Annotated in this window: 13 protein-coding genes; 3 read left to right on the top strand and 10 right to left on the bottom strand. The window is 64.9% G+C overall.

Annotation, left to right across the window (positions count from 1 at the left end):
• The 4 genes from R3175_RS15100 to R3175_RS15085 form a co-directional block, all read right to left on the bottom strand.
• Positions 1–476 (bottom strand): response regulator (locus R3175_RS15100; protein WP_318945154.1); only part of this gene is annotated, 476 nt, incomplete at its 3' end.
• Entirely contained in the window at positions 473–2,155 is a 1,683-nt protein-coding gene (locus R3175_RS15095; protein ID WP_318945153.1) for a diguanylate cyclase, read from the bottom strand. The genes R3175_RS15100 and R3175_RS15095, both read right to left, overlap by 4 nt.
• 108 nt (positions 2,156–2,263) lie before the next feature.
• Entirely contained in the window at positions 2,264–5,038 is a 2,775-nt protein-coding gene (gene acnA, locus R3175_RS15090; protein WP_318945152.1) for an aconitate hydratase AcnA, read from the bottom strand.
• A gap of 132 nt (positions 5,039–5,170) precedes the next feature.
• Entirely contained in the window at positions 5,171–6,997 is a 1,827-nt protein-coding gene (locus R3175_RS15085) for an ABC transporter ATP-binding protein (RefSeq protein ID WP_413231781.1), read from the bottom strand.
• A 325-nt stretch (positions 6,998–7,322) separates the two neighbouring features.
• Here R3175_RS15085 and R3175_RS15080 point away from each other — a divergent pair, with 325 nt between their 5' ends.
• Positions 7,323–8,780, top strand: coding sequence for a hypothetical protein (locus R3175_RS15080; protein WP_318945151.1), 1,458 nt, complete (start codon positions 7,323–7,325; stop codon positions 8,778–8,780).
• 23 nt (positions 8,781–8,803) lie between these two features.
• Here the strand turns inward: R3175_RS15080 and R3175_RS15075 are convergent, their stop codons facing one another.
• Entirely contained in the window at positions 8,804–10,252 is a 1,449-nt protein-coding gene (locus R3175_RS15075; RefSeq protein WP_318945150.1) for a rhomboid family intramembrane serine protease, read from the bottom strand.
• 404 nt (positions 10,253–10,656) lie between these two features.
• Between R3175_RS15075 and R3175_RS15070 the strand changes: the two genes are divergently transcribed.
• Complete coding sequence (locus tag R3175_RS15070) at positions 10,657–11,106, top strand: OmpA family protein (RefSeq protein WP_318945149.1); 450 nt, start codon at positions 10,657–10,659, stop codon at positions 11,104–11,106.
• Positions 11,107–11,167: 61 nt separating this feature from the next.
• Here the strand turns inward: R3175_RS15070 and R3175_RS15065 are convergent, their stop codons facing one another.
• The 5 genes from R3175_RS15065 to R3175_RS15045 all read right to left on the bottom strand — a co-directional run bounded on the left by R3175_RS15065 (position 11,168) and on the right by R3175_RS15045 (position 15,389).
• Positions 11,168–11,569 carry an MAPEG family protein gene (locus tag R3175_RS15065; RefSeq protein WP_318945148.1) on the bottom strand — a complete coding sequence of 134 codons (402 nt, stop codon included), beginning with the start codon at positions 11,567–11,569 and terminating at the stop codon, positions 11,168–11,170.
• Positions 11,570–11,594: 25 nt separating this feature from the next.
• Positions 11,595–11,837 (bottom strand): GlsB/YeaQ/YmgE family stress response membrane protein, encoded by a 243-nt coding sequence (locus tag R3175_RS15060; protein WP_318945147.1) that lies wholly within the window; start codon positions 11,835–11,837, stop codon positions 11,595–11,597.
• 81 nt (positions 11,838–11,918) lie between these two features.
• Complete coding sequence (locus R3175_RS15055) at positions 11,919–12,623, bottom strand: 1-acylglycerol-3-phosphate O-acyltransferase (RefSeq protein WP_318945146.1); 705 nt, start codon at positions 12,621–12,623, stop codon at positions 11,919–11,921.
• Positions 12,624–12,675: 52 nt separating this feature from the next.
• Entirely contained in the window at positions 12,676–13,281 is a 606-nt protein-coding gene (locus R3175_RS15050; protein ID WP_318945145.1) for a class GN sortase, read from the bottom strand.
• Positions 13,278–15,389: a marine proteobacterial sortase target protein gene (locus R3175_RS15045; protein WP_318945144.1), complete on the bottom strand. Its 2,112-nt coding sequence runs from the start codon at positions 15,387–15,389 to the stop codon at positions 13,278–13,280. The genes R3175_RS15050 and R3175_RS15045 overlap by 4 nt, the downstream gene beginning before the upstream one ends.
• Before the next feature lie 189 nt (positions 15,390–15,578).
• Between R3175_RS15045 and pdsR the strand changes: the two genes are divergently transcribed.
• The gene (pdsR, locus tag R3175_RS15040) at positions 15,579–16,280 is read left to right on the top strand and encodes a proteobacterial dedicated sortase system response regulator (RefSeq protein WP_318945143.1); all 702 of its coding nucleotides are present in this window, start codon (positions 15,579–15,581) and stop codon (positions 16,278–16,280) included.
• Positions 16,281–16,282 lie beyond the last annotated feature (2 nt).

Below are 16,282 nucleotides of genomic sequence, written 5' to 3'. Positions count from 1 at the left end.
TCCATCAACGCCAGGATATCGCCAGGTTCGAGGGTGGTGGGCAATTGATAATGACCGCTGCAGGCCTCAGCTAGCATCTGTTCCAGATCCTCACACAGGTCCAGCGGCTCTTCCTCCGGCGGGAAGAGGGATTTCAGCCGGTCCCGGACCATTTCCACCTTGAACGGCTTGGAGATAAACCCGTTGATGCGGTGATGGGCCGCCGCCAGCACCGATTCCCGGTCGGAGCGGCCGGAAATCAGCAGGACCGGTACCTCCCGGTCCTGCTGGCGGATGTGGCGCACCACCTCCAAGCCTGAGCCATCCGGGAGGTTCCAGTCGCAAATCACCAGTTGGAAACGGCCCGGCTCCCACGCCAGCCTGGCATCCGCCACTGACGTGACGATGTTGGCCTCGAACCGGCTGTAGAGCCCGGCCAGGATGGTCTCCAGCAACTCCGCCATCAGCAGGTCGTCCTCCAGGATCAGCGTCTTCATGACGAGGTCGCCTCCCGTCGCGCTTCCGGCGGTTCCCCCTGGTACAAGGTAACCCCATTGCGGCCCTGACGCTTGCGCCGGTAGAGCGCCTGGTCCGCCGCCTCCAGGGCGGCATCCGCGTTGGCAAACTCCGCCAGCGACGAGGCCCCGATGCTCAGGGTGACCTGAAAATCAGCGGCCCGGTAACTGAACACCAGGCCGGAGAACTGGTCGCAGACATCCTGCAGGATCGGCTCGGCCTCAGCCAGCGAGCAGTCCGGCAGGATCACCACGAATTCTTCGCCGCCGTAGCGGCCGAGCACATCGGTCTTGCGCAGGCGGTGTCGCAACAGGTTAGCCAGGGCCCGGATCACGGTATCGCCGGTGGCGTGGCCGAAGGTGTCGTTGACCGACTTGAAATGGTCCAGGTCCAACATGGCCACGGTGGCCACCGCGCCCTGGCGGCGGCAGCGGGCAAACTCCTTGTTCAGTTCCTGCTTGACCAGGGAGTGCTTGAACAGCCCGGTCAGCCCATCCCGGGTCGCCAACTTGGCGAGCTGGCGTGCGCGTAGGCAGCGGGCCCGCACCACATTGAGCAGCCGGTGGTCGGAGATTGGCTTCTCGATGAAATCGTCGGCGCCCTGGGCCAGGGCGGCAATCTGTTCGTCCCGGTCCTGTTCCGAGGACAGGTAGACGATGGGCAGCCCCAGCCATTCCGGCTGGAAACGGATCAGCCGGGCCAGACTGACCCCGGAGTAGGGCCCCATGTGAATATCCATCAGCAGCACATCGGGACGAAACTCCGCCAACTGGACCACCACCTCGTCAGGCCGGGTCACCGTTCGTACCTCCACCCCCCCGGCACTCAACACCAGGCGGTAGTGCTCCACCAGCTGCTCGTCATCATCCACAATCATCACCTTGCCGCCGGCGGTGTCTTCCCACTCCTCATTGAGCTGCTCAATCCGGTCGGCCAGTGCGGGCACGTCCACCGGCACCGTGAAGAAACCGCCCGCGCCGGCTTCGGCAATGCGATAGCGGGTATCGAAGGATTCCTCCTTGGCCAGATAGATCAATGAGCGAATCGCCCGGGCGCTCCCCGCCCGGCCCCCAGGAGCCAGATCGTCAAGAAAGCTGGCGTCCACGACGGTCGCCGCCACCCCGGCCTGCCGGGCAGCCCGGGAGGCCTGATAGGTCTCCGGATCGGGATAGGTGGTGACATCGTAGCCGTAACGGGACAACCCATTGACCAGTTCGCCGGCAATGTCCGGGTCGGACTCGATCAGATCAACCCGCTGCCGCGGACCTTCCATGGGATCGGCCACGGCGTTGTCCAGCACCGGAATGGCACTGATCCCGGCATCCGCACTCAAAAACGCCTTGAGGCCTTCCAGCCGGCGCTGGAACTCCACGCCGGTGACCATCCCAGCGGCCTCCCCCCCGTCAGCGATCGCCTTGAGCTGTAACTCCAGCTCTTTGGCCTGGTGGCCCAGGGTCTTGAAACCGAAGGTGCCTGCCGAGCCCGCCAACCGATGCAGCCACTCGTAACCGTCCCGGGCCAGTTCCGCGCTCACTGCCGAACCGGCACTGGCACGAAACCGTGCGCCAAGCTGCTCAATCTCCCGGGAAACCCGGGTCACAAACTTCGACTTGAGCACTTCCAGTTTTTGCACCACATCCTGGTATCCGCCCTTTGGCATCCAACTCCCCTTCTCCGTTGCTGAGGCGACACAGACGTCCTGGCAATTTGCCTTTTACATCCACACTATAGCCGCGAATAGCGGCGCTGACGATGCCCCCAGGCCAGGCTAGCCAGCCCCAGCGCTGTGTTCGGCAATCATCTCCCGGATCACGTAGTGGAGAATACCGCCATGGCGGAAGTAAGTCGCCTCATTGGCGGTGTCGATGCGGGTGATCAGCTCACAGGTTTCGCACCGGCCGTCGGGGTATTCCACGGTCATGGTCAGGGACGCCCCTGGCTCGATGTCGCCAGCCAGCCCGGCGATGCTCACAGTCTCCTCCCCGGTCAGCTTGAGGCTCTGGCGGCTGACGCCGTCCGGAAACTGCAGCGGCATGACCCCCATGCCGATCAGGTTGGAGCGGTGGATGCGTTCGAACGACTCGGCCACCACCGCCCTGATGCCCAACAGCCGGGTGCCCTTGGCGGCCCAGTCCCGGCTTGAGCCGGTGCCGTATTCCTTGCCGGCGATCACCACCAGGGGAGTGTTGTCCTTGGCATAGGCCATGGCCGCGTCGTAGATGGCCAGCTGTTTACCGCTGGGAATGTGGCGGGTGTAGCCCCCTTCCACGCCGTCCAGCATCTCGTTGCGGATACGCACGTTGGCAAAGGTGCCCCGCATCATCACCTCGTGATTACCGCGGCGGGAACCGTAGGAGTTGAAGTCTTTTGGTGCCACCCCTTTTTGCTGGAGGTACTCCCCGGCCGGACTGTCCGCCTTGATGGCCCCGGCCGGGGAGATATGGTCGGTGGTCACCGAATCCCCCAGCAGGGCCAGGATGCGTGCACCCTGGACGTCCTCAATGGCCTCCGGCTCCGTCCCCATGCCGACAAAGAACGGCGGATGCTGAATGTAGGTGGACTCGTCCGACCACTGGTAGACGTTGCTCTGGGGCACCTGGATCGATTTCCAGGTGTCGTCGCCCTCGAACACCTCGCCATACTCCTTGTGGAACATTTCGGTCTCGACCTTGGCCACCGCCTCGGCAATCTCCTGCTGGCTCGGCCAGATGTCCTTCAGGTACACCGGCTCACCGTCGCTGCCGGTGGCCAGTGGGTCCCGGGTCAGGTCGAGACGGACATTACCGGCCAGGGCAAAGGCCACCACCAGCGGCGGCGAGGCCAGCCAGTTGGTTTTCACCAGCGGATGCACACGGCCCTCGAAGTTGCGGTTGCCGGACAGCACCGAGGCCACGGTGAGGTCGCCGTCTTCGATGGCCTTCTCGATGGCCTCCGACAGTGGACCGGAGTTGCCGATGCAGGTGGTGCAGCCGTAACCCACCAGGTTGAAGCCCAGCTGGTCCAGCACCTGCTGGTAACCGCTGACCTTGAGGTAGTCGGTCACCACCTTCGAGCCCGGCGCCAGTGAGGTCTTGACCCAGGGCTTGGTGGTGAGCCCGCGCTGGACGGCCTTCTCCGCCAGCAGGCCGGCGGCCATCATCACACTGGGGTTGGAGGTGTTGGTGCAGGAGGTGATGGCGGCGATGACCACCGCCCCCGGATCCAGCCGGTGCACCTCCCCGTCGAGGTCGATCTTCTGGCTGGCGTGGTGATAATAACTGTCCTCCACGCCCACGGCGGTCTGCCCGCCCTCGGACAGCAGCTGCCCGTTCTGGTCGGAGGCGCCCTCCCCGTTGGTGGACATCACCAGGTCAAACGCCGACTTGATGTCGGCCAGCGCCACCCGGTCCTGGGGCCGCTTGGGCCCGGCCAGACTGGCCTCCACCTGGCCCATGTCCAGTTCCAGGGTGGTGGTGTAGACCGGGTCATGGCCGGGCTCGCGCCACAGCCCCTGGGCCTTGGCGTAGGCTTCCACCAGGGCAATCTGCTGATCCTCGCGGCCAGTCAACCGCAGATAGGCCAGGGTCTGCTCGTCCACCGGGAAGAAGCCACAGGTGGCGCCGTATTCCGGGGCCATGTTGGCGATGGTGGCACGGTCCGCCACCGGCATGTCCTTCAGGCCATCGCCGTAGAACTCCACGAACTTGCCCACCACGCCCTGCTTGCGCAGCATCTCGGTGACGGTGAGCACCAGGTCGGTGGCGGTGATGCCCTCCCGCAGCTTGCCGGTCATCTTGAACCCCACCACCTCGGGAATCAGCATGGACACCGGCTGGCCCAGCATGGCGGCTTCCGCCTCGATGCCGCCCACGCCCCAACCGAGGATGCCCAGGCCGTTGATCATGGTGGTGTGGGAGTCGGTGCCCACCAGGGTATCAGGGAAGGCAAAGGTCTTGCCGTCCTGCTCCCGGGTCCACACCGTCCGCCCCAGGTACTCCAGGTTGACCTGGTGACAGATGCCGGTGCCCGGCGGCACCACCCGGAAGTTGTCGAACGCCTCCTGGCCCCAGCGCAGGAACTCATAGCGCTCCCGGTTCCGCTCCATCTCGATGGTCACGTTGTCCCTGAACGCACTGGCATCGCCGAACTTGTCCACCATCACCGAATGGTCGATCACCAGGTCCACCGGCGACAGCGGGTTGATCAGCGCCGGGTCCCTGCCCGCCGCCTGGACCGCCTGGCGCATCGCCGCCAGATCCACCACCCCGGGCACCCCGGTGAAGTCCTGCATCAGCACCCGGGCGGGCCGGTACTGGATCTCGGTGTCGGAATGGCGATGCTCCAGCCAACCCGCCATGGCATCGATGTGGCTGCGGCCCACGGAAACGCCGTCTTCGTGACGGAGCAGGTTTTCCAGCAGTACCTTGAGGGAGAAAGGCAGTTTGTCGAGATCACCCAAGGTATCCGCGGCCTTGGCCAGGCTGTAGTAGTGGTAGGTCTGGCCGCCAACCTCAAGCTCGGCCAGGGTATTGAGACTGTCCGGATTGGAACGATGGTTTACCATGGTGCACTTCCTTTTTGTCCAACTGGATGAATAAGGGTGTGCTTTTCATACTCCACTATTACACCGTTTCGGCGAGGATGAAAATCATTCCCTGTATGGCGAACATTGATCCGATGAATGGTGGCCACCGTGTCAGTGTTGGCGGTCACCATACAACTGGGCATAGAGTCCTTGACGGGCGATCAGCTCGTCGTGGTGGCCCTCCTCAATGATCCGGCCGTCCTCGAACACACAGGCCCGGTCGGCCTGCTTCACCGCGCTGAGCCGGTGGGCGATGATCAGGGTGGTGCGTTGGCGCAGGAAGCCCTCCAACTCCCGGTGCAGCTGGTATTCGGTTTCCGCATCCAGCGCCGAGGTGGCCTCGTCGAGGATCACGATGGACGGATCCGACAGCACCATGCGGGCAATCGCCAGGCGCTGACGCTGACCGCCGGACAGCCGCACCCCCTGTCGCCCCACCCGGGTTTCCAGCTGTTCCGGCATGGCCGCCACGGTGCCGTCCAGTTGCGCCACCTTCAGCGCCTGCCACAACTCATCATCCGGCTTGTCGCGGCCCAGGGTCAGGTTCTGGCGGATAGTGTCATTGAACAGCGCCGGGTGTTGCAGCACGGTCGCGACATGCTCCCGCAGGCAGGGCCAACCGATGCGCTGTACCGGCACATCGCCGATCAGCACCTGGCCGCGGTCAGGGGTGTACATGCCCAGCAGCACCTGCACCAGGGTGGACTTGCCGCCGCCGCTGGCGCCCACCACCGCCACCTTCTCGCCCGGTTCCAGGTGCAGGTTGATGCCACGCAGCACCTGATCCCCCTCACCGTAGCCGAAATGGATATCCCGCAGGGTCAGGCTGACGGTGTGCCGGCCCTTGAACGGGTTCTCCAGAGGCGGATAGCGGGGTTCCTCGTCCAGCGCCAGCAGCCGGTTGACCCGAAACAAGGCGGCGTTGGCGGCGTAGTAGGCGTACTGCATGTTAAGGATCTCCTGCACCGGGGTGAGCATGAACCACAGGTAGCCGAAGATGGCGAACATCATGCCGATGCTGAGGTCGCTAAGCAGCACGGTGGCCATGGCGGCGGCACGGAACACATCGACGCCGAACTGGAACAGCGCGAAGCTGGCTCGGCTGGCGGCGTCGCTGCGCCACTCGAACTGGATGGCGTGGTCGCGGACCTCGCGGGCCCGGCCCACCAGTTGGCGCAGGTAATGGCCTTCCCGGTTGGCGGCCCGCAGCTGGTGGATGGCGTCGAGGGTTTCGGTCAGATCGCCCTGGAACACCTCGTAGGCGGCGTTTTCCCGGCGCTTGAGTTCCTTCACCCGCTTGCCGATGACCATGGTGGTGAAAATCACCAGGGGGTTGAACAGCAGAATCAGCAGCGCCAGCTGCCAGTGCACCCAGACCAGCACCAGCGCGGTGCCCACCACCGTCAGACTGGCCACCAGGAAGCGGCTGATGGTGGTGCCGAGGAACTGGTCAATGGTATCCAGGTCGGTGACGAAATGGCTGCTCACTGCCCCGGAGCCCAGGGTCTCGTACTCGGCCATGGACACCCGCTGCAGCCGTGCCAGCAGGCGGGAGCGGATGCGGAACACCACATCCTTGGAGATCTTGGAGAACTCCCGGGACTGCAGCACGTTGAAGACCAGGGTCAGGGTCCGCAACAGCAACGCCACCAGCACCATCACGCCGATATAGACCACCGGCTGCTGCCAGCCGGCAGGCAACAACCGGTCCATCACCGGCAGCACCCGTCCGGCCTCGCCCAGCAGCACCTCGTCCACCAGCACTGGCAACAGCAGCGGTAACGGCACACTCACCAGTGTGGCCAGCACCGCCAGCACGTTGGCCCGCACCAGCCGGGGCCGATGCTTCAGCGCCAGTGCGGCGATGCTCCGCCAGCTGTAGCTCGGGGGCGGCGGTTCCGCCTCCCGGCCCGACTGTACCCGAAGTTTACTGTTCAATTGGCCCTCACCCTGCACCTTGTCGTTCCGATCACCTGTGATTCTCGAATCTTTCCAGTCTACCGCAGCCGGGTGGTGAAGCTGTAACCGCACAACGGCAGTAGCGCCGAACCAACGACCTGACCACCCGCGGCCTCGGCGCGTCCAGGTGCTGCCCGGCACTCGTCCCCCCTTCGCCATGCACGCGCCATACAAGGGTTTGCCCCCATACCGTTCGCATTTTTGCATCAGCATGCTGGCGAGCCAGCGCGCCTTCTGCAATGATGAAGGCCATCAACGGCGTACCGCCATTCCAAGGACCGATCCGAAGACTCACACAGCGACCGTGAAACACGATTGTCATTACCACCCCGGCGAGCCCGCCAAGTGGCACTGCAGCGAGTGCCAAATCCATTACTGCACCCGCTGCATGCCGGATGCGGACACCCACCGCAAACATGGCCTGTGTCCCAAGTGCAGCCGGGTGATGCGCTATCTGGGGGCGGCAACCGAAGCGGTGCCGTTCTGGAACCGTTTGAGCGCCTTCTTCCGTTATCCTTTCTACCTGGACCCGCTGCTGGTGATCGCCATCTGCACCCTGGTGCCGCTGGTGCTGTCCGCCAACCTCGTCGGCCTGGTGATCAGCCTGTTGCTGTTCCTCGCCCTGCTCAAGTACACCTACGCGGTGATCAATCACACCGCCGATGGCCACATGAAGCCACCGCCCCTGGCCGTGGCCTTCTCCGGTGAGGGCTTCGGCATTGCGATTCAGCAGCTGCTGGTGTTCGTCGTGTTGGGGGCGTTGATTGGTGCCGCCGGTTTTGTCGGCGGCCCGGTGCTGGCGTTTGTGGCCATGGCGCTGGTGGTCCTGGCACTGCCGGCCAGCATCATGGTGCTGGCGATGGAACGGTCAGTCGGCGCCGCCGTCAATCCGCTCAACCTGATGATGCTGATTTCCCGCATCGGTTGGCCCTACTTCCTGCTGTACGGCTATCTGGTGCTGCTGACCCTGGCGTCCGGCGCCGCCCAGGAGTTTGCCCTGCAGCATTTTGATCCCTGGCTGTCGCTGCCGCTGGCCGGTTTCCTCAACAGCACCTTCACCCTGATCCTCTTTCACATGCTGGGCTACCTGCTGTTCCAGTACCAGGAGGAGCTGGGCTTCGCCAGCGACCTTCAGGAGAGCGCCGGCCCGGAACAGGACGCAGCCAGCCGGGACCGGGGCAACCGGCTGGATGCCGATATCGACATGGACATCAAGGATGGCAATTACGACCGGGCGGAGAGCCTGATCAAGTCGGCGTTGAAGCGGGAGCCGGACAATGGCCACCGGCTGGAACAGCTGTACCGGCTGTTGACGGCCCGGGGCAAGCAGCGGGAATTGCGCAGGTACGCCCCCCGCCTGCTGGCCTGGTTGGCTGACCGCAACGATGCCGCCGGTATGGGCGAGCTGCTTGCGGCGGTGGAGGCGGTCGACCCGCAGTTTCAGCTCGACGATCCCGAGCTGGCGGTCCGTTGTGCCCGCTGCCTGTACCATCGGGGCGAGTATCGCCGGGCCCTGGGGCTGTTAAAGGAATTCCACAAGCGTTTCCCCGACAGCCAGCAACTGGCCCCGGCTTACATCCTCGCCGCCCAGGTGCTGGCCAACGGTCTCGAACAGTGGGAAAAGGCAACCGCGTTCCTGATGTTCGTCCAGAAGCGGTGCACCAGCCACCCGCTGCACCAGCAGGTGACCGATTACCTGCAGCAGGCCGCCAGACAGGAGCCGCTCAAAGAACCCCGGGCCAGGTTCTCGCTGGGTGACTGACCCTCGGGAGGCACCCTGACCAATCAGTGTGCCTCCAGCACCTGGCGATAGTGGCGGGCCTTCGGGCCCATCTGGCGTTTCTCGAACTCCTCGACCAGCAGGCGTGCCGCCTCTTCCAGCAACACCCGGTCACCACCGGCGCGGAGCCGTTCAAACGCCTTCTCCGCCGCCTTCAGCTCCCCCGAGCGCAGGCAGGCGAACAGCACCCGGCTGTGGTCCTCAGCCGCCATCGGGTGATAGCGCTCCCCCTCGGCGAGGTACTCCTGCCACACCTCGATCATCCGCTCCGGCTGTTTCCGGGCCAGGGTATCCACCATCAGTTGCCGGGCGCGGTCCCGATACTCCGGCCGGTCCGGCCGCAGCTTGGACAGCTGGTACAGATGCTCCAGCAGGATCGGGCGGTCCGGGTACTGCTCCCGCAACGCCTCGAACTGGCGCCGGGCCACATCGAACTCCATCCGACCCAGGCTGGTCATGGCCTGGCCGTAACCGCTGGTGAAGCGTTCGTCCTGTTCCTCGTCCTCCGGTTCGAAGAAGGATTCCCGCACCTGCAACCAGCTCTTGCCCAGCAGCAGGATGATCGCCGCCCCGGCCACCAGGCCGCCGGCGTGGGCCATATAGGCGATGCCGGTGGCGCCGGCAAACCAGTAGTCGTAGATTTCCTTGCCCAGCCACACCGGCAGCAGCGCCAGCGCCGGCGCCCGGAAGTAGTTGAAATAGACGCCGACAAAGTAGAAGAACCGGATTCGTTGTATGCCGTAGATGGCCACGTACATGCCCATCAGCCCGGAGATGGATCCAGACGCCCCCACCAGCGGCAACCGGCTGCCCACGGAGAAGGCACAAAACACCAGGCCGGAGATGACACCGCACAGCAGGTAGGCCAGCAGGTAGCGGCCGGGCCCCAGGGCCTTCTCGACGGTGAAACCCAGCAGGAACAGGATCACCAGGTTACCAATCAGGTGCCCCCAGCCGCCGTGGAGAAACTGGTAGGCCACCAGCGAGGCCGGAGAGATCTGGGCCGGTATCAGGCCCAACTCGAAGGCGCTCAGTCTGGCGATCAACTCGTCCTGGATCGGCACCCGTTGCTCCAGCCACTGCCGGCGCTCGGCACTGGGCCAGAGCAGCTCCCGATTTTCCTGCTGGTAGTGGTAAAACTCCGGATCGGCGAGCAGGGTCAGCGCCAGGGTGATGCGGTCGTCCGCCTCCCGTGCCGCCTGGAACGCCTGCAGATCGTGGACTCGCGCCGAATCCCCGTGCAGCCCCACCTCGCGCTGCAGGTAATCCTCGTAGACCGGGGCTTCCAGTTCGAGCAGTTCCGCTTCCAGATAGCGGTCCACCGCCTGGTTCATCAGACGGGCATCGCCACCCTGGTAAAACAGGAAGACCAGCAGGCAGGCGAGCATCAGGCTCAGGGTCATCCAGGGGGGCTGCTTCCAATTAAGGGTGTTCTCGGCAGGTATGATCAGCATCGCAGGTCACAATTGGTCATAATCGATCCGGGTCAGTCTGTTTTTTAGCACAGTAACGCCAGGTTTTCGCGGTGAAATAACGCCTGAGACTCACCACGGTGAGCGTCGTCACAGAACAGGAGCACCCAATCATGGCCCCACTGTCACACAACTTTCACAGGAATCGAGTTCAATCAGTCCGGCCCCGGTGGCACGCCCTCTGCGGCGGGCTGCTGCTCGGAGGCCTGGCCGGCTGCAGCAGCCAGGCGCTGGAGCCCTCGGCAGAGATTGCCCGGACTCAGCCCAAGCCTACGACCGAAGTCACCCCGACTATCGACCAATCGCCTATTGCCCTCACCCCGGCGACCGCCAATAGTGAGAGGCAACAAGAAGAACCAGCAGACCCCCTGACGGAGGAAGCAGCGATGACCGTTCTCGTACTGGACAACCCGGAATTGCTGGCAAAGACAACGCTGCTGGACAGCCAGCCCGGACTGCCGGTCGAGCCCCTGGACGACGGCCCCCGACGTCCCCATCGGCTGCGATTCCACTACGGTTTCGACAAGCACCAGCTGAACGAGGAAGACACCGACATCCTCCGCCAGCATGCCGCCTACCTGGTGGCCCACCCGGAAGTCACGGTGCGCATCCACGGCCATACCGACAGTTTCGGGCCGGCGGAATACAACACCTTCCTGTCCCGGCTGCGAGCCAGCGCCGCGGCAAAACTGCTGAAAACGGAAGGGGTTCGCGAGTCCCAGATTCAGGTTACCGGCTGGGGCAGCAGTCGGCCACTGGCCCGGCCTGAGGATCACGCCGCCAACCGGCGACTGGAACTGGAATACCTCAGCGCTCGGATGGCCAAGGCTCAGTAAGGCCGAGTGGGGGGAAAGGAAATAACACGGAGCGGAGAACCCGCTCCGTTGTTGGCTGGCTTCAGACGTTGACCTGGAAGACGTTCAGCAACACCGCCAGGGCCAGCAGCAGCATCGCCAGCCAGCTCAGGGCGGTGCCAGAGAACCGGGCCTTGTGGGCGCCGCCCCGGCCGTTGATCATGCCCCAGGCATGCAGGATCCGGCCCAGCACAAACATCATCCCCAGGCTGTAGATCCAGCTCACCGCCACGCCATTGAGTTCCCCCAGCCCCAACAGGATCAGGGCCATGGGCGCGTACTCGGTGAGGTTGGCCTGGGCCCGGACCGCCACCTCGAAATCCCGGTCGTCATTGACCCCCAGCCCCTGCTTGTGGCGCATGCGGAAGCTGGACACCCGACAGGAGAGGATGAGCAGCAGAATAGCGCAAACACTGGCAAAGACCGCAGTTACCGGCAGGATCATAGTTACCCCTGTTTCAACTTACCGACTAGCTTTTCAACTTGCCGACGACGGCCAGCAGCACCACCGCACCCACGGTGGCGGTGACCAGCTCGCCCACGGCGCCCTGGGAGGCCAGCCCCAACAGACGGAACAGGATACCACCGATGAAGGAACCGACAATGCCGATGCCGACATTGGCCAGCACGCCGAAGCCCCGGCCCTTCATGATCAGTCCCGCCAGCCAGCCGGCGACACCGCCAATGATCAAAAACAGAATCAGATTCATCATCCTATCCTCCAAGCTGTTTGTTTACCGGTTAATTCAAGGATTCGCAGGCGCCGGACTGCCAGGAGGCCCAAAGCAGGCCGGTCAGCGGGACAGGCTTGCAATGGCTTCCTCCATCTGCTGACGGCACTGCGCCATCAAGCGGGGCACGTCATCCACGGTCAGATCACGGGTTTCCACCGGCGGCAGAATCTTCACCGCCACCGGCTCGTGGCGGCCAGCCGGGCCGTTGCACCGGCCCCGGTAGACACCGGCACAGACCATGGTGATGGGCGCCCCGGAAGAGACCGCGGCGTAGAAGGCTCCCTTCTTGAACCGGCCGAGTTCCTGGCCGTGACTGCGGGTGCCCTCCGGGAAGATCCACAAGCCCTTGTGTTCCCGGGTGATGGCATCGCTGGTGGTCTGCATGACCGCCACCGCCTTGTGGGACTTGGCGCGGTTGATCAGCACATTGCCGGCCAGCCAGTAAACCTGGCCAAACACCGGCGTCCAGATCAGCGCCGACTTGCCGACGGTTACCGTGCGAGGGGGGACCAGGTCGCCGAACACGAACAGGTCGTCGTTGTGCTGGTGGTTGGCAATCACCACCGTGGGCCGGTCCAGGGGCAGGTTTTCCCGCCCGGACAGGGGGCGTTTCATGCCCAGGATCCAGCGTCCGACCAGCGCCAGCATGCGCCCGACAATACGGGTGTTATCCGGGTTGAAGGGTCGGAACAGGCAGATCACCAGACCGACGAGACACAGCACTGGCACCATCAGCCAGGCCAGGAATTTGCGAAGGACTCCCATGGCAACAACCTGTTTTCACGACTCAGGGCGCACAAGTGTACGCCATATTGCCTCAGGTGTCCGTAGCCCTGGATTCGCCCTTGGTCGGGCTCGCTGCCCACTGCGTCCCAACCCGCTCGGCTTCCACCACGTAACGCAGCGGGCCGTTGCTGTTGAGACTGTCGAAAGGGTAGCAGGTCACCAGGAGCAGGCGGTTGGGCGGGTACCTGTCCAGGTTCACCCCCTCGCTGCGGCTGTCCACCACCCGGATATCGGTGACCCGGTATCGCCGCCACTGGCCGTGGCGATCCTGCAGATCGACCCGGGTGCCGGTGTCGATCTGCTCCAGGGCGCGGAAGTGCGTATCCCGGTGCCCGGCAATCATCACCGGGCCCGCCACCAGCTCGGTGCCGCGGACCCGTCCCGGGCCGAAGGCCAGGCTTTCCCCATGCACACCGTCCATGACGATCCAGGCGTGGCCGGAATCCGGCAGCGCCAGCCGGGCCACCGGCCAGGTATCGGCCCAGGGCCAGGGCTTGGTGGGGGCCTGCCGGGCCTGACTCTCGGCCCAGGCCATTTCCAGCAGCTCCTGGGCCAGCAGGGCCTTGGCGGGTATCCACAACCCGGTGGCCAGGGTCAGGGTCGAGGCCACCAGGGCCAGCGCGATCATCCGGTTCATGCCCATACCCTCCGCTGCAGCGTCAGTGCGGCCAGCGAGATCATCAGGCCAAACAGGCCCATGGCCATCAACAACGGCGACCAGGTGGCGGTCTGGGGATAGCGCAACATGCCGTCGGTGGTGCCATGGGGCTTCAGGGTGGGGACCTGATCAGTCGCCAGCGGATCCTCGGGGGCCCGTACCGGTGTCTTGTCCACGGCAACGAAGCTGGTGTGGGGAGTGACCAGTTGATGCCGCAGGCCCAGTGCCGTCACCACCGCCCTGGTGGCCTCATCGCTTTGGCCGGACAGCCCCTGATCCAGCAGGCTGTCGATCTTCTGCCGCGCCCAGTAGCGATGAAGGCCCCGGCCGGGGGCGGCCTGCGCCAGGTTCATGGTCTGTTGCCACTCGCTGCCATCCGGCAAGCGGCCCGAGGCAATCACCTCCCCCTCGGCGCCCTGCCCACGCACAACCTGGATCAACGGCTCGCCCAGGAACAGGTCACCCGGCCGCTGGGGCAGCACGGCCTCGGTGCCCGCGGGCCACTCGCTCTGGATGTCCGTCATTACCGGTGCCTCCATCTTGGCAAACAGCTCGTCCAGTGGCTCCGACAGCGCTCCCAGGTCGTTGATGGCGGTAAAGGTGCCCCGGCCATAGCGGGCCGCCTCACGCATGAAATGCATATTGGGTGCGGACCCGATGCCGACCGTAAACAGTCGGCTGTCGCCGAGTTGGTTGCTGATCTGACGGAACAGGCGCGGTTCGTTGCCCACGGCCCCGTCGGTAATAAACACCACCTGACGCACGAAACTGCCGGATTCGTTGCCCCGACGGGTCTCCACCAGCGCCGCCTCCAGCGCCGGGGCCATCTCGGTACCGCCGTTGGCCGCCAGTTCCTGCACGTAGCGCCGGGCCCGGGCCAGGTTACCGGCATCCGCCGGCTGCGCCGACCGGAACAGCGCCCGGGTCTGGCTGTTGAACTGGATGACGTTGAAACGATCATCCCGCCCCAGGGTATCCAGGCCGCGCAGCAGGGAGGCCCGGGCCTGACGGATGGAGCTGCCGGCCATCGAGCCGGAAGTATCGATGACGAACACCAGCTCCCGGGGCAGGGTCTGGCGGGGCGCCTGACCCGGCACCAGCATCGCCAGCAGGAAGTCCTCGCCCTCGAACGTCTCGTGGAACAGGGCCGCCGACGGCGCCTGGCCCCGCTGGGGCGACCAGCGCACCACCAGGTCCCGATCCATCACCAGCGCGCCCTGTTCCGGCGTGACGATCACGGTGTCGCCCTCCCAGGTGCTCAACAGGCGATGACTGGGGCTGGAGACCTCGGCGATGGGCAGCCCCGCGTTGAGGGTCAGGGAGACCTGGGCCAGGTGGCTGCCCTCGGCCACGTCCCCGGCGCGCACGGTGAACGGACTGATCCGGTCCGCGTCAGGCACTTCGATGGTGGGGGTCGCCCAGCCGCCCTGCCAGTTCGCGGGACGATTGGCAAACGGCCGGCCAGGCATGTAGCGGGGCGTCAGGGTGGTGGGCAGGCGCAGCTCGAACTCCCCGGACTGGTAGCGCACCGCCTGCTGGTAACGCAGTTCCACCGTGACCGCCTCGCCGGGAGGAATGTTCGCCAGGTGGGTGGTGAACAGGTTGGCGCGCTGCTGCTCCACCCGGGCCGCCTGACGGCCTTCCTCCCGGGCCTTTTGGTATTGCCGGGTGGCATCCTGGCGGGTGTGGATTTCGCCCTCGATGCGCCGCTCGCCGGCAATCATGGTCAGCCCGTAAACGCTGGCATTCTCGGGCAGCGGAAAGACAAACACCCCTTCCCGCCATTGCTGGCCAGTGTTGGCGAAACGCTGCTTGAGTACGGTGTCGGCAATCAGCCCGCTGACCGTCACCCGGTAGTCGGTGGTCAGCAGGGTGGCCGGATCCCGCCACCGCCCCTCGCCATCGACAAAGTGGAACGCCCCGGCGCCGTCGGATTCGCTGGCCTCGGCGTACAGGGGATGGACAAACAGCAGCACCAGCACCGCCAGCCAGAGGCTGACATTCTCCATCCAGCGCTGGAGACGCCGCCGGGTGATGGGACAGGCCCTTGCAGAGGGGATCGCGGGTAGGCTCAGGGTGGGGATCATGGTCCGATTCCTTGGGTTAATGTGGGGTTTCGTCCCATTTCACCCCTCGGGAACGGCGATTCGGTGCCAGAATCTGGCGACGCCCCCACCAAAAAGTGATGAATTGTGGCAAAGCGGCGCGGATCGCTTGAGGTGGCCGACAGGCATGGTTAAATAGAAGCCATTGAAATCAACGGGAAACGGTCGGCCATGAAGCGACACCTCGCCCTGATCGAAGACGAAGCCGCGATTCGGGAAAACTACCGCGATGCGTTTGAGCGCCGCGGCTACCAGGTCTCGGCCTACGGTGACCGCCACCACGCCTTTCGCGCCCTGCGCACCGGGCTGCCGGACCTGGCCATCATCGACGTGGGCCTGGGGGATGACCCCGATGGCGGCTTCCAGCTGTGCCAGGACCTGCGGCAGCTGTCCCCCACCCTGCCGATCATCTTCCTCACGGCCCGGGACAGCGATGTGGATACCGTGCACGGCCTGCGGCTGGGGGCCGACGACTACGTCAGCAAGGACATGAGCCTGGATCACCTACTGGCCCGGATCACCGCCCTGCTGCGACGGGCCGATGCCTGGGCCGAATCGTTGCAGCAGCGGGACGCGCTGCTGCAACGGGGCCGGTTATCGCTGAATGTGGACCGCATGACCGTGGCCTGGGACGGACAGCCGGTGGAGCTGACGGTGACCGAGTTCTGGATGCTGCACGCCCTGGCCAAACATCCCGGCCACGTCCGCAATCGGGACCAGTTGATGGACGCCGCCAGTACGGTGCTGGACGACAATACCGTGACCTCCCACATCAAGCGCATCCGCCGCAAGTTCCAGCAGGTGGATCCCGAGTTCGACGGCATCCAGACCGCCTACGGCATGGGTTACCGCTGGAACGCACACGAGGCCTGACC

This window comes from Marinobacter sp. (assembly GCF_033722735.1).
In the GTDB taxonomy this organism is placed as follows: domain Bacteria; phylum Pseudomonadota; class Gammaproteobacteria; order Pseudomonadales; family Oleiphilaceae; genus Marinobacter.
This window is presented reverse-complemented; position numbering and strand designations above follow the sequence as displayed.